Source organism: Brevibacterium sp. SIMBA_078, from assembly GCF_046534565.1.
Classification (GTDB): domain Bacteria; phylum Actinomycetota; class Actinomycetes; order Actinomycetales; family Brevibacteriaceae; genus Brevibacterium.
On record NZ_JAWRYQ010000004.1, the window covers coordinates 241,699 to 260,827 of the forward strand.

A 19,129-nucleotide genomic window follows, 5' to 3' on the forward strand; every position below is an offset into this window, starting at 1 on the left:
GGGAGACATGACGAACGAGACGCAGCACTTCCACGGCGAATACAAGGTCATCGGCGGCAAACTCGTCGTCGCCGATGTCACCACCGACGGTAGGACCATCACCGAGGTGAAGATCTCCGGGGACTTCTTCCTCGAACCCGAGGAAGCCTATTTCGACCTTGCACCGGCCCTCGTCGGCGCCAGCGTCAATGCCGATAATGCGGCGCTGCGCGGCCGCCTCGACGAGGCTCTGGCCGGCTACGGTTCGGAACTGGCGATGCACGGCTTCTCCACCGCCGATATCGCCGCCGTCGTGCGCCGGGCGTTGGGTTCGGCGGCGAACTTCACCGACTTCGACTGGCAGGTCATCCGCGGCGAAGTGCTGCCGACCCAGCTCAATGTGGCGCTCGATCAGGTTCTGCTCGAAGAAGTTGCAGCAGGTCGCAGGCAGCCGACCCTGCGGTTCTGGGAATGGGAGGACACGGCCACCGTCATCGGGGCCTTCCAGTCCTACGTCAACGAGCTGCGGCCCGAAGGTGTGGAGAAGTACGACGTCCAGGTCGTGCGTCGCATCTCAGGCGGAGGTGCGATGTTCATGGAGGGCGGCAACTGCATCACCTATTCGATGTTCGTCCCGCCTGCCCTCGTCGCCGGTCTCGACTATGAGGAGTCGTATGTGTTCCTCGACCAGTGGGTTCTCGCGGCGCTCAAGACCCTCGGTGTGGAGGCGTTCTACAAGCCGATCAATGACATCTCCTCGACCGGAGGCAAGATCGGCGGTGCCGCACAGAAGCGCAATCGCGACGGCACACTGCTCCACCACGCGACCATGAGCTACGACATCGACGCGGACAAGATGGTCGAAGTTCTGCGCATCGGCGAAGCGAAGATCTCCGACAAGGGAGTGGCGAGCGCGAAGAAACGCGTCGACCCGCTGCGGAGTCAGACCGGTGAGGCACGCAAGGACATCATCGATGTCATGGCGGACACCTTCGCCACCCGCTATGGGGCCACTTACGGCACCTACACCGAGGACGAGCTGAAGCGGGCGCAGGAACTGGTCGACGAGAAGTTCGGGACCGAGAAATGGACGCACCGCGTGCCGTGAGTGCTGACGCACAGTGTGCCGTGGGCAACGCTGAACCCACTGCTTTCCGTGGCACGATCGTGGCCCTCGGCGGCGGTGGGTTCTCGACGTCCGAGACCGGGGCCTCGGCCATTGATGACGAGCTGGTGCGCATGGCCGCCAGACGGATCCGCGCCGGCACTGAGGACGAGGCCGGTGCTCAGAGCGGTTTCGGCGCCTCTGTTGGACTCCCACACGTCTGCTTCGTCCCGACGGCATCCGGCGACAGCCGCGACTATATCGAGCGGTTCGAAGCGGCATTCGAGGCGAGTGCGCGAACCTATGTCCTCTCCCTGTTCGGGCAGAGTCCGTGGGACTACCAGGATCCGGCGATGCTGCTCGACATGGACCTCATCTACGTCGGCGGCGGCTCCACGGCGAACCTGCTCAGCCTCTGGCGCAGGCATGGCGTCGACCAGCGGATGAGAGAAGCTGCTGCCGGAGGGACCATCCTCGCCGGCATCAGCGCCGGTGCGAACTGCTGGTTCGAGGCCTCCTCGACGGATTCGTTCGGTCCGTTGGCTCCGCTGCATGATGGGCTCGGATTCCTGCGGGGGAGTGTCTGCCCGCACTTCCACGGCGAACCCGGGCGGAAGGAATCCTTCCGGGAATGGATCGCGCGTGGCCGACTTCCCGGCCCCGGAACCGCCATCGATGATCATGCCGCGGTCGTGTACGTCGACGGTGCGGCCGCCTCGGTGATGGCGGAATCCGCGGGGGCACGAGCCTACATCGTCGATACGGGCGGAAGCCTGCGCAACTTCGACGATAAGGGACCCGCCGCACCTGTCAGCCAAGACGGCTGAGGCGAGGAGGATTTCGGTGCGGACCGGTCACCGAAACCAGCCGGGCTGTCTGTAGGATTGGGAATCAATCACGTCCCCTGCACTAGGAGAGCCATGCGCCAGGTCGAACCGTCCGTTGAACTGCTCGCCAAGCCCAATATCGATTGGGAAGCGATGAGGACTTACCTCGACGAGGTGGGCGGATCCTCTTGGGCGGACCGGGTCGAAGATGCGGAATCTCCCGACGCCGAGGATCTCCTCGAGTTCTCCGGACGCATGTGCTACCGATCGTGGGAGCCGGGACTCAACCCGAACGTCTCGCGCGTGCGCACCGATTCCGCGCAGTACCTCGGAAATGTGGTGAAGTCCCAGCACGGGTCCGTCCTCGAACACGCGAACTTCACCTTCGTCCTCCACAACGTCTCGCGTGTGCTCACCCACGAACTCATCCGCCACCGCGCGGGATCCGCGTTCTCGCAGGAATCGCTGCGATACGTTCGCCTCACCGACATTCCGTTCTGGTTCCCCGAGTGGGCACGCGAAGATCCCGAACTCATGGAACGCAGCCTCAAGGTCCTCGACACCCTCGAGGAGCATCAGCAGTGGATGGCCGAGCATTTCGAACTCGACGAGGAGGGCACGAAGTTCTCCCACAAGAAGCACATGACCTCGTTCATGCGTCGCTTCGCCCCCGAGGGCCTGGCCACCGGAATCGTCTACACCGCGAACCTGCGTTCGCTGCGTCACGTCATCGAAATGCGCACTGCAAAGGGCGCTGAAGAGGAGATCCGCCTCATCTTCAACAAGATCGGCGAGGTCATGCGCGAAGAGGCCCCGGCGGTATTCGCCGACTACGAAGTCGTCGACGGAGAATGGGTCCCCGGCACCCGCAAGGCCTGAGACCACGCAAGACATGATGCGAAGCGTCCGAAGACCGCCGAGCGCCTCACACCTACAGACACCTGTTGCGCCCAGCCACACCTGACGCCGACGTCAGACAGATTTCAGGAGGAACCGTCATGGCAGATATCTACGCAGCTCAGCTCAATCCCGGCAAGCTCGACGTCGTCACCGACTGGGTGGCCAAGCAGGACTGGGCCACCGAGCTCTACCTCGCGGCAAACCCGCTCGAGGCAGTCACCGCGTACCGCTTCGACGACCCCGCTGGCGAAGTGGGCATCGAGATCCACATCGTGAGGAGCGGCGACCAGCTGCTGCAGGTGCCGCTGACTTATCGCGGCGCACCGCTCGAGGGCGCCGACGAAGCATTCGTGGCGAACATGGATCACTCGGTGCTCGGCAAGCGGTGGGTCTACGCCGGCATGGGCGACCCGCTGTTCCGGCAGCGCCTCGACCACACCATCGCCACCGCGTCGACCGCGGCGAAGCAGTACCGCGTCGACGAAGAGGGCAATCGGGGAGAAGAGATCACCGAGGTGGCCCACGCCTTCGGGACGGGACCTCTGCCGGGCGCCGGCGACGTCGAGATCCTCTACCGTCTCTCGCCCGAATCACCAGCCGAGAAGTCCGACGCAGGTCTGCTGCTGGGCCGCTGGGAAGGCCAGGACACGAATGTCGTCCTCGCCATCATGGTCTGAAGGCTTACCAGTACGATCTGAGGGCCCGGGCCAAACGCCGTACGGCACAGCCAACTCATTGCGGGGAGGAACTGGAACTGATGAGCAGCGACTGCATTTTCTGTGCGATCGTCGCAGGTGACGCACCGAGTGCGCCGATCGCCGAGACCGAGTCGACGTTCGCGTTCATGGACATCCAGCCCGGGTCGGATGGGCATCTGCTTGTCGTTCCGAAACGTCACAGCACGGACCTGCGGGATATCCCGGCCGAGGATCTGTCCACAGTGGTGCTCGAGTCCCAGCGCATCGCCAAACACGCCTTCGACGCCTGGGGAGCCGATGGCGTCAACCTCCTCAACTGCTGTGGTGCCGAGGCTTGGCAGTCGGTCTTCCACTTCCATATGCACGTCATTCCGCGCTACCGGGACAAGGACAAAGACCGCCTGAGTCTGCCGTTCGCACCCGGCGTCCGCGGAGATCAGGAGCTCATCGGCTCTCTGGCCGCGAGTATGCGGGAGTCACTCGGCGAGGGATGAGGAGCCGCCGCCGCAGGTGCGGACTCTATCGTCGCGGCCGACCTCGCCGAGGCGGTGCACAGTGCCGGGGTAGCCGACCGTCACCGTGCCAGGTCGATGATCGTCATCCCCGCCGAGGCAGCAGGGGAGCCCATCGCCTCCATCGCCGCGGGCGCTTCGTCGAGGCCGATGACATTCGTGACGAGGTCCTGCGGTCGCAAGCGCCCCTGAACGACGAGGTCGACGAGCTCCGGGTACTCAGCCGCAGCCATGCCATGTGAGCCGAGCACACTGAGTTCGAGCGCGATCACCCGCGGCAGGTCGACGACCGGCTCCGCGGGCAGCAGCCCGATCTGCACATGCCGGCCCAAGGGTGCCAGGGCACCGATCGCCGCCCGAATCGTGTCCTCCCGACCCAGAGCATCAACGGTCACCGCCACCCCATCCGGATCGGTCATGGCAAACTGCGCGACCACCTCGGCGCTCAGCCCCTCGGGACTGAGACCCCGTGCGTTGACGCATCGTTCGGCACCGAACTCACTGGCGGATTCCAGGGCCGCATCGCTGACGTCGATGGCGACCACCTTCGCGCCGAGGGCCCGGGCGATCATGATCGCCGACAGTCCCACCCCGCCGCAGCCGAAGACGGCGACCGTCTCGTCCGCGGCAAGCCGAGCCCGCACCCGCAGACCATGGAAGGCAGTGGCGAATCGACATCCGAGCCCGACGACGGCCGCGGCCGGCAGATCGTCGGGCACGGCCACGAGGTTCGCATCGGCATTGTGGATGACGACCTGATCCGCCCACGACCCGAAATGCGTGAATCCCGGCTGCGTCTGATCGGGGCACACCTGCGCATTGCCGGAAACGCACCACCGGCACGTCCCGCACCCGCACACAAATGGAACGGTCACCCGCTGGCCGACACGGAAGTCCTGTACGCCCACACCCGCCGAGGCGACCCGACCGACCAGCTCATGCCCGGGCACGTGGGGGAGAGCGATCGTCGCATCGTGGCCGGCCCACGCGTGATGATCGCTGCGGCACACCCCGGTGGCTTCGACATCGATGACGACGCCGGCATCGGGGGCCGTGGGAGCGGAAATCTCCTCGAGTCGGGGACGGACGGAGAACTGATCGAAGACAATGGCACGCATACCGTCGATCGTAGGCGCGCCGGTGCCGCGACCGCGAAGACGTCCACGAAGCGGCGCGGCCGCAGCGACTGGTCAGCACGGCGGGCCCGGCGCAGTCGCAGCGGCTAGCCAGCGCAGCCCCCAGGCGACTCAGCGCGGATAGACTTCGGCGACTGCCAAGGCATCGAGCAGTCGAGCCCGCAGCGTCTGCGCCCTTCCAGAGAACTCCTTCTGCCGCTCCATGTACTCGGCCTTGCCCGCAGCGGTCTCGATGGCGACGACTCCGTAGCCCCATCCGCGCAGGTCATAGGGGGAGGCCTCCATATCCAAGGTGCGAATGTCGAGCGCCAGGTCGAAGCAGTCGACGACGAGATCCGAATCAGCGATCGGCGAGATCTTCATCGCCCATTTGTACAGATCCATCCCCGCGTGCAGACATCCGGGCTGCTCGTTGGCGACCATGCCCTCGCGGCTCGGCTGCAAGGTGTTGAGAGGCCGGGCCGGTTCGGTGAAGAAACGGAACGCATCATGATGCGAACACTGGATGCGGTGGCCTTCGACCACGGCATCGGTCTCGGCTGGGCTCAGCCGCAGCGGCACCTGCTGATGACGGCGCTGCTCGTCGGTGAGACGGTAGACCATCGCCCATTCGTGGATGCCGAAGCATCCGAAGTTCGCTTTCCGGTTGAGCGTCGACGACAGCAGCGAGGCGATGAACTTCGCCCCGTCTCCACGGTCGGTGCGCCAGGACTCGAGGTCCACCTCGGCGAAATTCTGCGCATCGTCGATGCGATACCACCGACGATCGAAATACCGACGATGATCGGCCGTCTCAAGTGCAACGCGCACACCAGGACCTGGATGCCACTTCTTCAGCTGCCCGACCTTGAACGGGTAGTAGGTGAAGAGGAAGTCTTCGACCGGGTGGGTCTCCTGTCGCATCCGCCGCTCGATATGCGCATCGGTGCGCTCGGCGATCCGTTGTTCGTGCTCGTCACGCAGCTCGCGCCAGATCTCGGCAGGAACGACACCGTCACCGAGGCGGCCCGACGATGCGTCGGTACGCTCGGTCGCCGCCCTGTACGGGGCGGGAGCCGTGGTCGAGAGTGCGGAAGTCACCGCACCATTGTCCCAGACGGTCGAAGCGGGCTCCAGCTCAGCGACCGGAGCGCTTCGTGCCCTTCGCCGCAGGTGCGGTGAGTGGGTCCTCCGGCCACGGATGCTTCGGGTAGCGGCCCCGGTTCTCGGCCCGGACATGGGCGTAAGCATTCGCCCAGAAAGAGGCGAGATCGCTGGTCACTGCCAGGGGCCGCCTGGCAGGGGAGAGCAGGTGCAAGGTGACCGGAACCCGTCCGTCGCAGATGCGCGGCACATCCGTCCAGCCGAAGCACTCCTGGAGTTTGACCGCGAGGACCGGGCTCGGGAGCTCTGCTCGCTCGGGAATGGTCGGAGATTCGTCGTCCGTACCGGTCGAGGCACGCGTCTCGACGAGGTCGGGATTCGGATACTCGAGCCGGACGTGTGACCCGCTGGGCACTGTGACGTGGGTCGGCACAAGCTCGTCGAGGCGGGCCGCCTCGGGCCAGGGCAGCAGACCGCGCAGCGCGGAGACGAGGTCCACGCGGGCAGGATCGGAGCCCTTCGCGATCTGGTCGAGCGCATCAGGACACCACTGATCGAGCGTGTCAGAGAGGTGCTCCCACGTCACCTCCGGCCACGGGTCCCCGTAGATCGCGCGGAGCAGTCCCAGCCGGGCGCGCAGCGATTCGAAAGCCTCCGACGGACGCAGAACCTCGCGGGCTCCCCGTTCGCGCACCGATTCGGCGATGGCACGGCGGGCGAGATCGGGGCCGGCCTGGATCGGGGTAGAGGTCAGTTCGATTCCGCCGAGGCGGAAGCGCCGTACCCCACGGACCTTCCCGGACTCGAACGTCGCCGTTTCTTCTATGTGCAGCAGTCCGGCGCCGGCGAGTTCCGCTGTGTCGCCGTCGATCGGCACAGCAGACCGGATGATCGCCCGCGATCCGGCCAGGCCTACTTCGGCGATGGCCAACCATGGGCTGCCCTGGAGCGAGGAGTCACGCGGCAGGCTCGCCGCCGTGCCTGAAGCCAGCAGGTATTCGGAGTCTGAGGCACTGCGCAGACGCGCGATCTGCAGGGGATAGGACAGCGCCGTGACGAGTCCGAGATCTTCGGGGGTCAGCGACGCGCCGGAATCGCCGGTGACCATGCCACGGTCGCCGATTCCGCCGTTCCCGGTGCCGTCTCCCGCGTCTCCGCCATCTCCGCCATCGCCGCTCGAGGCGAACTCGCGTGCGATCGACGCGAACCGTTTGCGGTCCTGAGCGAATCGAGCATCCTTGCTGCGCCGCAGCTGCCGCAGCAGAGCGGAGAGATCGGCGCCTGGAGCCCTCTGCTCGGATTCGATGACGGCGACCGCTTCTGCCGCACGAGCGGGAGAGAGCAGCGCAGCCCCGTCCAGGAGGCCACGTGCCGACCACACCGAGGCGGGAACCGCCGCGATCGCCCGCCCCGTCTCGGTGACGTGCAGAGCCGAGTCCTCCACAGCTCCCAACGCGACCAGGTTGTCGACCGCCTGCCGCCTCGGTCCGTCCGGCAGCGGATCGGGCAGCAGGGTCTCGTCGCCGCCCCACACGGCGAGCGCGAGCACTGCGGAGGTGAGATCGGAGGTCGCGACCTCGGGTGGAGTGTGCTCGGGCAGGCTCGCCCAATCAGCCTCTGACATGCACCGATACGCAACACCCGGTCCCTGCCGGGCGGCACGACCGGAACGCTGTGTTCCCGAAGCCTTCGACTCCCGCATCGTGACCAGCCCGGACATGCGACGCCGCGTATCCAGCCGTGGTCCCCGCGAGAGTCCCGAGTCGACGACGATACGGACCCCGTCGATCGTCAGCGCCGACTCCGCCACCGAAGTCGAGACGATGACGCGACGGTTCCGTCCCTGGTCGGTACGTGGGCGCAGGATCGCGTCCTGCTCTTTCGCAGGGGTCCGACCAGTCAAAGTGTGCACCTCGACCGCGTCACCGGTACCCGAACCACCAGAGCCGATCGGTCCGCCACCACCCGAACCGCCATCTGATTCCACACGGCGCCGCACGCGGGAAGCCACCTCGTCGACTTCGCGTGCACCGGGAGCGAAGACGAGGACATCGCCCTCGTCGGTCCCAGTCAGCGCACGCACCGTCGTCGCCGCCAGATGATCAAGGAAGTCCCAGGTCACACCCCGTGCATCGAGCGGCCGCTCCTTCGCCGGTGCCCATCGGACCTCCAAAGGATAAGCATCTGCCGCCACCGACAGCAGAGCCGCCGGCGCCTGCGGCCCGTCCCCGAGACGCGCGGCCCACAGCTGCGCATCCAAGGTCGCCGACATGACAACGACGGACAGATCCTCACGCAGATCCGCCAATTCCCGGCACATCGCGAACGCAAGATCCGTATCCAACTGCCGCTCATGCACCTCGTCGAGGATGACTCCGGCGACTCCGGTCAGCTCCGGATCACGCAGCAGCCGGGACAGAAGCACACCCGTGGTGACGAACTCGATCCGCGTCGCCCTTGAGGTCCGCGACTCTCCGCGGACGGTGAAACCGACAACCTCGCCGAGGCGGGTCCCCGTCAACGACGCCAGCCGCCTGGCCGCGGCGCGGGCCGCCATCCGCCGGGGCTGTGTGACGATGATGCGGCCCGGACCAGCCAGGTGCTCAGCGATCATCGGCGGCACCACGGTGGTCTTGCCGGTCCCGGGAGGAGCCTCCACGACCAATCTCGGGGCGGGGGCCGCCTCGGCGAGGCCCAGCTCATCGATGAGCGCGGCGGCGGGCAAGCCGGCCCCGATGCGGGCGAGATCGAAGGTGTGCGGGATGTGCGGATCGGGCATGTCACCAGTCTCTCAGCAGGGCGGCCCGCCCGCACATGGGCCGCCGCCTGAGGATCTGCGGGGACCCGATCGCGGATCGACGTGCACCGACGCGCGGAAGGCACCAGGCACTGACTAGACTGTGACACATGCGTATCGCCAGATTTGTACATCAGGACGAACCCAAATACGGAGTAGTCGAGGGTGAAGTGCCGCCGATCACCGACGGAAGCTGGGACACGTCGGGACTCGAACTCGCGGTTCTCGACTCGGACCCCTTCTTCTCTCCGGCCCAATCGACAGGCGAGAGGCTGAAGATCGACGACGTGCGTCTGGTCAGCCCCATCCTGCCGCGTTCGAAGGTCATCGGCGTGGGCCGCAACTTCGCCGCACACGCAGCAGAACTCGGCAACGAGGTTCCCGTGACTCCGGTGACCTTCTTCAAGCCGAACACCGCGGTCATCGGCCCCGGCGACCCCATCCGCCTGCCCGCCATCAGCGAATACGTCTCCTATGAGGCCGAACTCGCCGTCGTCATCGGCCGTGTGGCAAAGGGTGTGAAGGCGGAGAATGCCAACGACTGCGTCCTCGGCTACACCGCGAGCAACGATGTCACCCTGCGCGACCTCCAGAAGTCCGACAAGCAGTGGACTCGGGCGAAGGGCTTCGACACCTCGGCCCCGCTGGGCCCCTGGATCGAAACCGAACTCGACGTCGACGACCTCGGCATCCGGTCCTGGGTCGACGGGGATCTCAAGCAGGACGGCACCACCGCCGACTTCATCTTCGACATCCCGACCATCATCGAGCACCTGTCGGAGACGATCACCCTGCTGCCCGGCGATGTCATCCTCACCGGAACTCCGGAAGGGGTCGGGCAGATCGTGTCCGGCAACCGCGTCGACATCGCCATCGAAGGACTCGGCGTTCTGTCGAACCCGGTCATGGACGCCTGAGCCGACCGCCGCCTCGGCGATCGCATCCACGGAACACCAACGCCACCACACCACCAGCGCCACCGCGCACACCACTGACTCACACCCGAGAAGATCACGCAAAGGACAATCGTGAGCGTCAAAGTTCGTTTCTGCCCATCACCCACCGGCACCCCGCACGTCGGCATGGTCCGCACAGCCCTGTTCAACTGGGCCTACGCCAAGCACACCGGCGGCAAGTTCGTCTTCCGCATCGAAGACACCGACGCGGCACGTGACTCCGAGGAGAGCTTCGGCCAGGTCGTCGAGGCCCTCAAATGGCTGGGCCTGGACTGGGACGAAGGCATCGAGGTCGGCGGCGACAACGGCCCCTACCGTCAGTCGCAGCGCGGCGAGATCTACGCCGACGTCATCGAGAAGCTCAAGGCCGGCGGCCACATCTACGAGTCCTACTCGACCAACGAGGAAGTCGAAGCCCGGCACAAGGCCGCAGGCCGTGACCCGAAGCTCGGCTACGACGGATACGACCGCGACCTCACCGACGAGCAGAAAGCCGCCTTCCGCGCCGAGGGCCGCGAACCCGTCTGGCGCGTGCGCATGCCCGATGAGGACATCACCTTCACCGACCTCGTCCGCGGCGACATCACCTTCAAGGCCGGCACCGTGCCCGACTTCGTCGTCGTCCGTGCCAACGGCCAGCCCCTGTACACCCTGGTCAACCCCGTCGACGACGCGCTCATGGGCATCACCCACGTGCTCCGCGGCGAGGACATCCTGTCCTCGACCCCGCGCCAGATCGCTCTCTACGAACACCTCAAGGCCATCGGCATCGCCGAGGCGACCCCCGAGTTCGGCCACCTGCCCTACGTGATGGGCGAAGGCAACAAGAAGCTGTCGAAGCGCGACCCCGAATCGAACCTGTTCCTCCACCGCGAGAACGGCTTCATCCCCGAGGGACTCATCAACTACCTCGCCCTGCTCGGCTGGTCCATCGGACCCGACCGCGACGTGTTCAGCGTCAAGGAGTTCACCGAGGCATTCGACATCCACGATGTCCTGCCCAACCCGGCCCGCTTCGACGTGAAGAAGGCCACCGCCATCAACGCCGACCACATCCGCCTCCTCGAGCCGGATGACTTCCGTGACCGTCTGGTGCCGTATCTCCAGGCCGCCGAGGTGCTCCCGGAGTCCCCGACGGATGCTCAGCTGGCGATCCTCAACGAGGCGGCTCCGCTCGTGCAGACCCGCATGAAGCTGCTCGGAGAAGCTCCTGACCTGCTCGCGTTCCTCTTCACCTCCGATGACGACCTCGTCATGGCCGAAGACGGATTGAAGACGCTCAAGGACTCCGCCCCCGAGGTGCTCGCCGCCTCCATCGAGGTCCTCGAAGGGCTCGACGACTGGACCACGGCGAAGCTCGAAGAGGTGCTGTCGGCGAAACTCGTCGACGAGATGGAGATCAAACCGCGCCTGGCCTACGGACCCCTGCGTGTGGCCGTGTCCGGTCGCAAGGTCTCCCCGCCGCTGTTCGAGTCGATGGAGATCCTCGGCAAGGACTCCTCCATGACACGCCTCAAGGCACTCGCGGCGCAGCTGTGAATCAGACGGCCTGGACCCGCGGGGGACTGCACTTCCGTGACGTGACGGTCACCGTGCCGTTCGATCATTTCGGATGGGCGGGGGATGCCGCCTCGGCGGGGGAGAGCTCTGGGTCAGCCGCCTCGGGGAAGGTGAATCTGCCGGACACGGTGGACGTGTTCGCGCGGATCATCGCCACCGAGGCGGACAGTCAGAAGCCCTACCTCGTGTACCTGCAGGGCGGGCCCGGCGTGGAAGCCCCGCGGCCGGGCATCGTCGGAGGCCCAGGCGGCTGGGTGAAACGTGCCCTCGAGGAATTCCAGGTCGTCATGCTCGACCAGCGCGGAACCGGGAAATCGAACCCGATCGGCTCTGTCGACGGGGCCATCACCGGCCTTGAGACGGTGGGGGAGGACCCGGCCGCGATCGCCGAGGCGCTGTCGTACTTCCGCGCCGATTCGATCGTCGAGGACGCGGAGATCCTGCGCGGCCACCTCGGCGCGGAGACGTGGTCCCTGCTGGGGCAGTCCTTCGGCGGCTTCACGACTCTGCGCTACATCTCCGCGCATTCGAGTGCCCTCCACGAGGTGTACTTCACAGGCGGTCTGCCGGCGATCGGCCTCGACCCCGCGACCGTCTACGGACGTACGTGGGAGGGCATGATCCGCAAGTCCGAGCAGTATTACGCAGCGTTCCCCGGCGACCGTGAGAAGATGCGGCGCCTCGTCGAGCTCGCGTCTGTCGGTGACGGTCTCGCCCTGCCTGGGGGCGCGCGGGCGACGCCGGAGCGGATCCGTCTGCTCGGGCACTTCCTCGGTGCCTCGGACGGTCCGGAGAAGCTGCATTATCTGCTCGACCTCGACTTCTCGTCGGGGGCGTTCCGGCATGACCTTGCCGCGTCTCTGCCCTTCTCGGGGCGCAATCCGCTCTATGCCGTCATCCACGAATCCTGCTGGGCCGACGGCACTGTGACGAACTGGGCGGCCAGGCGGGCGATGCCCGCTGCTGTGGCCGAGGATCCGACGCTGCTTGCCGGCGAACATGCCGGGCCGGAATCGGTGCATGAGGATCCCGAGCTCGCCCCCTTCGCCGAGGTGGCCGAGCTCGTCGCCGCACGTCAGTGGCCCGGTCTCTACGATGTCGAGGCTCTGCGGGCCGCCTCGGTGCGTGGTGCTGCGGCAGTGTACTTCGAGGACGCGTACGTGCCGGTGGAGTATTCGCTGGCCACGGCCGAGCATCTCTCCGGGGTGCAGCCGTGGGTGACGAATGAGTACGAACATAACGGTCTGCGCGCCGACGGGTACCGGGTCCTCGACAGGCTCATCGGCCTCGCCCGCGGGTGAGGCTTGGGTGTTAAGAAGGTCACACTGAAAAGGAGCCTCTCGGATTTGTCGGGAGGCGGGGTGCTTGTGTAGAGTTATATCTCGTTGCTCAGGGAAATCTCCTCGGGGATGACCTTGAAAAACATTGGGCTATGGTGTAATTGGCAGCACGAGTGATTCTGGTTCATTTAGTCTAGGTTCAAGTCCTGGTAGCCCAGCGGACACAGTCTGGATCAGTCCAGGAGTGTTGTTCTAGCCCCCGTCGTCTAGTGGCCTAGGACGCCGCCCTCTCAAGGCGGTAACGGCAGTTCGAATCTGCTCGGGGGTACGGTTGAGCCCCGCATCGAATCTCGGTGCGGGGCTCACTCTAATTCACGGGCGTTCCTGCACCGTGTCAGCATCTGCGGGTTCAAGATTCATATGCACTGATTGAGATCACCACTTCTGCACATTGAAGCCGCTCCTGCGCCAGAAATATAGGGCGCAGTGAGTCAGCGGCTGACTGAATCGGCGATGCGCTTCGTATGTTCGGCCGTCTTTATGTTGGAGACGATGAGTTCGAGCACGAGGCGGACGCCGATGACCCACAGGGCCGGGATGATCCAGCCGAAGATGATCGAGAGGATCAGCGGCAGCACACTGAAGCTCGGTCCGTCGTTGAAGTAGCCTGCGGTCGCACCTGCGGCGATTCCCGTGGTGATGCCGGCGACGATGGTGCCGAGGTAGGACAGGACCGCGACGACGATCGCGATGATGTAGATGAAGCCCGCCCACTTCACCGCGATGAAGTTGTCGAAGCGGATGTCGAACAGCGACTTGAAGAACCCGGACTGCTGGGGATTCGACTGCGGAGGCTGACCATACGCAGGCTGACCGTAGGCGGGCTGACCATAAGCCTGCTGCTGGGCTGCACCCTGCGAGTATGCGCCCTGCTGATAGGGATCCTGCTGATAAGCGCCGGGCTGCGAGTATCCGCCCTGCTGGTACTGCTGGCCCTGTGCCTGATTGGCATTGGGATCATAGGTGCCCTGCTGATAGGTGGGCTGATCGGGCTGGAACTGCGCATCCTGGCTGGGCTGCGATACCGGTGCATCCTGGTTGGGCTGGAACTGAGTGTCCTGAGGATTCTGCCCCGACTGGTCGGAGGCTGACTGGGCACTCTCCGGCTGGTCGCTCGCACCAGGGTTCTGGCCGTCGAGGTTCTGCTCAGCCGAGCTGCTGTTCGGGTCGTTCGGGTTCTGCGGTGTCGACATGGTGTCCCCTTCGAGAATGGAACGTACCCAGGGCAGGGCACGCTCGCCTGATATCTGCCTGTAGTCGCAACCTATCAGGATACGCCGACTCGCGGCAGGGCGACTGTCATTTCGGAAGGAAGCACGAAGTATCGTCTGCCCCGGTCAAAGCAACGCTCCACTCGACGACAAGCTCGCCACCCGGGGCGACGACGTCGAAGTCCTCGCCGGCTTCGCCCGCGGCGAATGCATTCGGGGGACAGGTCATCGGCTCGATCGCAATCGCCCGACGTGCCAGATCCTCATCGAGGCCGTCGCCCGTACACGCCTGCCAGGTGCGGAACCCTGGCCCCATCCCGACGACGACCTCGCGCAGATCTGCACCCTTCAGCCGTGCCCGTGACCATCCGTCGTCACCGCGCCGAGGTGAGCCGTACGCATCATCGAGGATCGTGCCGCCGATGAGGCGCAGCGCCCGGAAGTCCTTGCACACCATGCATGCGGAATCATCGGAGGCATGATCGGCCGGGACGGCAGTGCCGTCATCGAAGGGGCGAACAGCCGTGGGGATGAGCCGCTCGTCGGTCTCGTGCCAGTGCGCAGCGGGAATGACGAGCTGAGCCTCGTCGACAAGGGCGCCGTCAATGGGGTCGGTTGTACCCGATGGGGCCGTGCCCGGGGAGAGCCACGGATGAAATCCAAAACCGAACGGTGCGGGAGCCGACCCCGTGTTGAGGGCACGTGCGCGCATGCGCAGCTCCGCCTCGGCGAGTTCGAAGTCCACCTGCAGATCGAACGCGAACGGATACCCCTCCGTCGCCTCCAGCGTGTATTCGAGACTGACCGTCGACTCGGTGCGCTCGACCACCGACCATTGCGTATCGGCGACGAGGCCATGCAGCGCGGTGTTGCGTTCGGGCTCGGTGATCGGCAGCCGGTGGCTGTCTCCGGCGAAGTCGTACCGACCTTCATCGATCCGATTCGGCCAGGGCGCGAGTACCGCTCCGTCGAAGGCGTTCATCGGCACCACGACGGGACGATCGCCGACGCTGAAGCGAACCAAGCTCGCGCCGATGGTGGAGATGACCGCCGCTGACTCGTCACAGGCGAGTTCGATGGTGGCGGTCATAGGTCTCCAGGGTGCTCGAGCGCGGGAAGAACAGTTGCAGATATTCTACGCCGTCCGCACGCATCCGGGCCGCCAGATGTTAGCATTATGATCGAAAATGATAACTTTTGGGAGGTCTGATGCCAGCGTCGCATCGCCGGGCGAACCTGTCCGATGGTCGTGAGATCCTGTTCTTCCAGGACCCCGACTCACCTGCACCGACGATCGCCGCCGACCCCCGGCCACACGATTCGCGCCCCGACAGCGGCACCCTGCGCTTCGACGTCCTCACCGGCGAATGGGTCGCCGTGGCCACCCACCGACAGACCCGCACCCACCTGCCCGCCGCCGCCGAATGCCCGCTGTGCCCGTCGACGCCGGACCGTCCCACCGAGATTCCGGCCGCGGACTTCGACGTCGCCGTCTTCGAGAATCGCTTCCCCTCCCTCGGCCCCGGCCTCGGTGAAGTCCCGTCCGCTCAGAGGGTGGACACCACCTTCGCCGAGGCGGCCGCGGACTCCGCCGAAACCGTGACCTTCGCGCTGTCGGGACCGGGATACGGCCGCTGCGAAGTCGTCGTCTTCTCCTCGGAACACACGGGCTCCTTCGGCGGACTCGGCACCGCACGCGCCCGCACGGTCATCGACGCCTGGGCCAACCGGACGGCCGAACTCTCTGCCCTGCCGGGCATCGAACAGGTCTTCATGTTCGAGAACCGCGGGGAGGAGATCGGCGTGACGATGAACCACCCGCACGGACAGATCTATGCTTACCCGTATGTCACCCCGCACACCGCGATCACCTCGGCCCGGGCGCATGAACATCTGCGCCGAACCGGTCGGCCGCTGCTCGGGGATGTCCTCGCCTTCGAACGCGAGGCACGAGAGCGAATGATTCTCGAGACCGATCACTTCTCCGCCTTCGTGCCCTTCGCGGCCCGCTGGCCGATCGAAGTCCACCTTGTTCCGCACCGCCAGGTGGGAAGCTTCGACGAACTCGACGACACCGAACGCGACGACCTGGCCCGCGTCTATCCGGAGGTGCTGCGGCGCATCGACAGCCTCTACCCGAGTCCCACACCGTATATCGCGGCCTGGCACCAGGCGCCGGTCAACAGTGCCGACCGTCGCGCCGACTGGCTCCACCTCGAGATCACGAGCCCCCGCAGAGCGGAGAACAAACTGAAGTTCCTCGCCGGTTCGGAGGCCGCCATGGGCGCCTTCGTCGGCGACGTCTCCGCCGAGGAGACAGCAGCCAGACTGCGTGCGGTGACCCTGGAACCCCTCGCCGAGGCGGCCGTACCCGTGAGCGCGAATGCGAGCACGGCTTCGGCGTTGAACCTGGAAGGCGATCGTTCATGACCACAGAGACCCCCGGGGCCGTGACAGCACCGACCCCCGAACACCTCGCCGAGGAGTTCGAGGCCCTGTTCGGATACCGTCCGATCGGTTCGTTCCGTGCACCAGGCAGGGTGAACTTCATCGGCGAACACACCGACTACAACCTCGGGTTCGTCCTGCCCATCGCCATCGACCGGGCCGTGTACGTCGCCATCGGTCGGCGACCGGAGAGTGCAGAGAACACGGGAACTGTGCAGCCTCCTCGGCGGGGAGAGAGCATTCGCATCGTCTCCGACCATCGCGATGACACCGGTCAACGTCTGTCCGGTCAGTTCGCGGCCGCGGAGCTCGTGCCCGGAACTCTGCCCGGATGGCTGAGCCATCCTGCGGGAGTCGTCGACGAGATCGCGAAGACCACCGGCACGGTGGTCGGCGGAGTCGACCTCTATATCGAATCCACCGTGCCCGTCGGCGCCGGACTGTCCTCATCGCACGCACTCGAAGTCGCGGTGCTCATCGCCCTCGACGAGGTGTTCGACCTCGGCCTCGACGACCGCGAGAAGGTCCTGCTGACACAGCGAGCAGAGAACGACTTCGTCGGTGCGCCGACGGGCATCGTCGACCAGGCGGCGTCGATCATGACCGAGGCCGGGCATGCGCTCTTCCTCGACTGCCGCGACCTCAGCGCGCGCCAGATTCCCTTCGACCTCGACGCCGAGGGGCTCAGACTCCTCGTCATCGACTCGAAGGTCTCTCACTCGCACAGCGAAAGCGGGTACGGCGCCAGGCGGAGGACCTGTGAGGAATCCGCTGCGATCTTCGGAGTCGACAGTCTGCGGGAACTCGCCGACGACGTCGACCTGAGCGAACTGAGCGAGGAACAGCGCAAGCGGGTGCGCCACGTCATCGCCGAAAACGCTCGGGTCCGCGCCACCGTCGAACTGCTCGAAGACAATGAACGATCAACCGGCGACGAACATGACGCGCGCATCCGTGCCATCGGAGACCTGTTGGTGGCCTCCCACGAATCGCTGCAGCACGACTACGAGGTCTCCTGTGTCGAACTCGATGTGGCGGTGGCTGCTGCGATGGGAGCCGGGGCGCTCGGCGCGCGGATGATCGGCGGCGGCTTCGGCGGCTCGGGGATCGCGCTCATCCGGGCAGACCGGGTCGAACAGGTCGGCGACGCCGTGACGGCGGCATTCGCCGAGCACGGCTTCGGGGAGCCGGACATCTTCGCGGTCAGAGCGGGTCGGGGGGCTGCCCGTTTCGACTGAGTTCCTGATTCGGCCGAACCCATTTCGGCTGAGCCGCTGATTCGGCTGACCAGGCAGGCGTTGACCTCTCGATCCTTCGCAGTTCATGCTGGAACCTCAGATGAGGATGAAATCGAGCAGGAGGGGGAGCGGCATGGGTATCTGCGACGTCAATGGAGTGAGCCTCGGTGTCGACGAGTTCGGTGAGGCGGAAGCGCCGCTCGTTCTCTGCCTCGGCGCCCCGACGCTGCTGTCCTGGCCCGATGCTCTGTGCGAACAGCTGGCAGGGCAGGGACGTCACGTTGTGCGCTGCGACCTCCGCGATGCCGGGGCCTCGAGCCATGGTGATCTCGAATCACCGGACTACACCCTGCGAGACCTCGCTGCTGATGCCGTCGAACTCGCACGGACCTTCGACGGTCGACCCGCTCATCTCGCAGGAATCAGTATCAGCGGGATGGTCGCGCAGGTCGCGGCGCTCGACCACCCGGAGGCGTTTTCGTCGCTCACTCTCATCGGCACCCGATCGGTCGCTCCCGGACCCGTCGACGATGACCTGCCGGATCATGATCAGGCGACGATGCGTCCGCTCTTCTCCCGATCGCAGCCGGACTGGGCGGATGTCGACTCGGTGGCCGACTATATGGCCGAAGGTGCACGGATCCTCGGCGACGATCCTGATGAGGCCCGCGAGGTCGCTGCCCGGATCTGGGAGCGGACCCAGAGCTCCGATTTAGGACAGGGCTCGGATCCGACACAGAACTCAGATCCGGAAGCTCATCTGGCCGATCAGCTGGGAATGGTGTTCTCCCGCCTCGACTGCCAGCCACGCTGGCGAGAACGCCTGCCGCAGCTGCGCGTGCCGACGCTGGTCGTGCACGGCAGCCGCGATCCGTTCTTCCCCGTCGGCAATGGAGAGGCGCTCACCCGAGAGATTCCCGGTGCCCGGCTGATCATCCTCGAGGAAGCCTCGCGGACAGTGCCGGCTGAGGACTACCCCGAGGTTGCGGCAGCGATGGCCGCGCTCTGAGGAGGTGCCGCGCGGACTGCGGTGTCAGTCGGTGCCGGGGGCCGTCTCGGTGTCGGCGTCCGCACCATTTTCGGGAGTTTCGACGATGCGGATCGGACGCAGCTTCGCCCAGATGAGGAAGACGGCTGCGGCGATGATGAGGCCGATCCCGGTCCACAGATTCGCATCGACCCCGCCGGTGCGCTCGGCTTCGTCGGGGGTGAAGCCGACGATTCCGGCGATCGTGAGGATGACGCCGAAGATCGCCAGCAGCGCACCGATGAAGTTGCGGACGTCGAAGGCGCCTGCGGTCTTGGTCAGTTCGTTGGATTTGCTCATGGGTCTCACTGG

17 protein-coding genes and 2 tRNA genes are annotated in these 19,129 nt (G+C 65.8%); 13 read left to right on the forward strand and 6 right to left on the reverse strand.

All coding sequences use genetic code 11. The features are described from left to right. The first annotated feature begins 7 nt into the window (after positions 1-7). From SB749_RS15940 to SB749_RS15960, 5 genes are all read left to right on the forward strand, one after another. Entirely contained in the window at positions 8-1,087 is a 1,080-nt protein-coding gene (locus SB749_RS15940) for a biotin/lipoate A/B protein ligase family protein (protein ID WP_410711169.1), read from the forward strand. Beyond that, positions 1,066-1,911, forward strand: coding sequence for a Type 1 glutamine amidotransferase-like domain-containing protein (locus SB749_RS15945; RefSeq protein ID WP_410711170.1), 846 nt, complete (start codon positions 1,066-1,068; stop codon positions 1,909-1,911). The genes SB749_RS15940 and SB749_RS15945 overlap by 22 nt, the downstream gene beginning before the upstream one ends. Positions 1,912-2,004: 93 nt before the next feature. Next, complete coding sequence (thyX, locus tag SB749_RS15950; protein ID WP_062243820.1) at positions 2,005-2,790, forward strand: FAD-dependent thymidylate synthase; 786 nt, start codon at positions 2,005-2,007, stop codon at positions 2,788-2,790. A 119-nt stretch (positions 2,791-2,909) separates the two neighbouring features. Further along, on the forward strand, positions 2,910-3,488 hold the full coding sequence (locus SB749_RS15955) for a maltokinase N-terminal cap-like domain-containing protein (protein WP_410711171.1): 579 nt from the start codon (positions 2,910-2,912) through the stop codon (positions 3,486-3,488). Between the two features lie 80 nt (positions 3,489-3,568). Then, entirely contained in the window at positions 3,569-4,003 is a 435-nt protein-coding gene (locus SB749_RS15960; protein ID WP_410711172.1) for an HIT family protein, read from the forward strand. A gap of 80 nt (positions 4,004-4,083) precedes the next feature. Here SB749_RS15960 and SB749_RS15965 read toward each other — a convergent pair whose 3' ends face one another. The 3 genes from SB749_RS15965 to hrpB all read right to left on the reverse strand — a co-directional run bounded on the left by SB749_RS15965 (position 4,084) and on the right by hrpB (position 9,019). After that, positions 4,084-5,139, reverse strand: coding sequence for a zinc-binding dehydrogenase (locus SB749_RS15965; RefSeq protein ID WP_410711173.1), 1,056 nt, complete (start codon positions 5,137-5,139; stop codon positions 4,084-4,086). Between the two features lie 129 nt (positions 5,140-5,268). Further along, the gene (locus SB749_RS15970) at positions 5,269-6,237 is read right to left on the reverse strand and encodes a 3-methyladenine DNA glycosylase (RefSeq protein ID WP_410711174.1); all 969 of its coding nucleotides are present in this window, start codon (positions 6,235-6,237) and stop codon (positions 5,269-5,271) included. A gap of 37 nt (positions 6,238-6,274) precedes the next feature. Further along, complete coding sequence (gene hrpB, locus SB749_RS15975; RefSeq protein ID WP_410711175.1) at positions 6,275-9,019, reverse strand: ATP-dependent helicase HrpB; 2,745 nt, start codon at positions 9,017-9,019, stop codon at positions 6,275-6,277. A 128-nt stretch (positions 9,020-9,147) separates the two neighbouring features. On the opposite strand from hrpB, the gene SB749_RS15980 reads away from it, so the two are divergent. The 5 genes from SB749_RS15980 (at position 9,148) to SB749_RS16000 (ending at position 13,161) form a co-directional block, all read left to right on the forward strand. Next, complete coding sequence (locus SB749_RS15980) at positions 9,148-9,954, forward strand: fumarylacetoacetate hydrolase family protein (protein ID WP_101544555.1); 807 nt, start codon at positions 9,148-9,150, stop codon at positions 9,952-9,954. A gap of 111 nt (positions 9,955-10,065) precedes the next feature. After that, positions 10,066-11,532, forward strand: coding sequence for a glutamate--tRNA ligase (gltX, locus tag SB749_RS15985; protein WP_410711176.1), 1,467 nt, complete (start codon positions 10,066-10,068; stop codon positions 11,530-11,532). Further along, positions 11,529-12,854, forward strand: a complete 1,326-nt coding sequence (locus SB749_RS15990) for an alpha/beta fold hydrolase (RefSeq protein ID WP_410711177.1) — start codon at positions 11,529-11,531, stop codon at positions 12,852-12,854. The genes gltX and SB749_RS15990 overlap by 4 nt, the downstream gene beginning before the upstream one ends. Positions 12,855-12,979: 125 nt before the next feature. After that, positions 12,980-13,051 (forward strand) — tRNA-Gln (locus SB749_RS15995). A gap of 37 nt (positions 13,052-13,088) precedes the next feature. Then, positions 13,089-13,161: transfer RNA gene (locus SB749_RS16000), tRNA-Glu, on the forward strand. Between the two features lie 163 nt (positions 13,162-13,324). Here the strand turns inward: SB749_RS16000 and SB749_RS16005 are convergent. Next, positions 13,325-14,086, reverse strand: coding sequence for a DUF4282 domain-containing protein (locus SB749_RS16005; RefSeq protein ID WP_410711178.1), 762 nt, complete (start codon positions 14,084-14,086; stop codon positions 13,325-13,327). A gap of 106 nt (positions 14,087-14,192) precedes the next feature. Beyond that, positions 14,193-15,194: an aldose 1-epimerase family protein gene (locus tag SB749_RS16010; protein WP_410711179.1), complete on the reverse strand. Its 1,002-nt coding sequence runs from the start codon at positions 15,192-15,194 to the stop codon at positions 14,193-14,195. A gap of 119 nt (positions 15,195-15,313) precedes the next feature. Here SB749_RS16010 and galT point away from each other — a divergent pair, with 119 nt between their 5' ends. The 3 genes from galT to SB749_RS16025 all read left to right on the forward strand — a co-directional run bounded on the left by galT (position 15,314) and on the right by SB749_RS16025 (position 18,799). Further along, positions 15,314-16,534: a galactose-1-phosphate uridylyltransferase gene (gene galT / locus SB749_RS16015; protein WP_410711180.1), complete on the forward strand. Its 1,221-nt coding sequence runs from the start codon at positions 15,314-15,316 to the stop codon at positions 16,532-16,534. Further along, a complete protein-coding gene (gene galK / locus SB749_RS16020) occupies positions 16,531-17,790 on the forward strand; it encodes a galactokinase (protein WP_410711181.1) in 1,260 nt (419 codons plus the stop codon). The genes galT and galK overlap by 4 nt, the downstream gene beginning before the upstream one ends. Before the next feature lie 133 nt (positions 17,791-17,923). Then, positions 17,924-18,799: an alpha/beta fold hydrolase gene (locus SB749_RS16025; RefSeq protein ID WP_410711182.1), complete on the forward strand. Its 876-nt coding sequence runs from the start codon at positions 17,924-17,926 to the stop codon at positions 18,797-18,799. Between the two features lie 24 nt (positions 18,800-18,823). Here the strand turns inward: SB749_RS16025 and SB749_RS16030 are convergent, their stop codons facing one another. Then, on the reverse strand, positions 18,824-19,117 hold the full coding sequence (locus SB749_RS16030) for a hypothetical protein (protein WP_410711183.1): 294 nt from the start codon (positions 19,115-19,117) through the stop codon (positions 18,824-18,826). Positions 19,118-19,129 lie beyond the last annotated feature (12 nt).

Bases quoted from the DNA above. Each gene is read 5' to 3' on its own strand.
- SB749_RS15940 (WP_410711169.1), top strand. From the start codon at position 8: ATGACGAACGAGACGCAGCACTTCCACGGCGAATACAAGGTCATCGGC.
- SB749_RS15945 (WP_410711170.1), top strand. From the start codon at position 1,066: ATGGACGCACCGCGTGCCGTGAGTGCTGACGCACAGTGTGCCGTGGGC.
- thyX (WP_062243820.1), top strand. From the start codon at position 2,005: ATGCGCCAGGTCGAACCGTCCGTTGAACTGCTCGCCAAGCCCAATATC.
- SB749_RS15955 (WP_410711171.1), top strand. From the start codon at position 2,910: ATGGCAGATATCTACGCAGCTCAGCTCAATCCCGGCAAGCTCGACGTC.
- SB749_RS15960 (WP_410711172.1), top strand. From the start codon at position 3,569: ATGAGCAGCGACTGCATTTTCTGTGCGATCGTCGCAGGTGACGCACCG.
- SB749_RS15965 (WP_410711173.1), bottom strand. From the start codon at position 5,139: ATGCGTGCCATTGTCTTCGATCAGTTCTCCGTCCGTCCCCGACTCGAG.
- hrpB (WP_410711175.1), bottom strand. From the start codon at position 9,019: ATGCCCGATCCGCACATCCCGCACACCTTCGATCTCGCCCGCATCGGG.
- SB749_RS15980 (WP_101544555.1), top strand. From the start codon at position 9,148: ATGCGTATCGCCAGATTTGTACATCAGGACGAACCCAAATACGGAGTA.
- SB749_RS16005 (WP_410711178.1), bottom strand. From the start codon at position 14,086: ATGTCGACACCGCAGAACCCGAACGACCCGAACAGCAGCTCGGCTGAG.
- SB749_RS16010 (WP_410711179.1), bottom strand. From the start codon at position 15,194: ATGACCGCCACCATCGAACTCGCCTGTGACGAGTCAGCGGCGGTCATC.
- galT (WP_410711180.1), top strand. From the start codon at position 15,314: ATGCCAGCGTCGCATCGCCGGGCGAACCTGTCCGATGGTCGTGAGATC.
- galK (WP_410711181.1), top strand. From the start codon at position 16,531: ATGACCACAGAGACCCCCGGGGCCGTGACAGCACCGACCCCCGAACAC.
- SB749_RS16025 (WP_410711182.1), top strand. From the start codon at position 17,924: ATGGGTATCTGCGACGTCAATGGAGTGAGCCTCGGTGTCGACGAGTTC.
- SB749_RS16030 (WP_410711183.1), bottom strand. From the start codon at position 19,117: ATGAGCAAATCCAACGAACTGACCAAGACCGCAGGCGCCTTCGACGTC.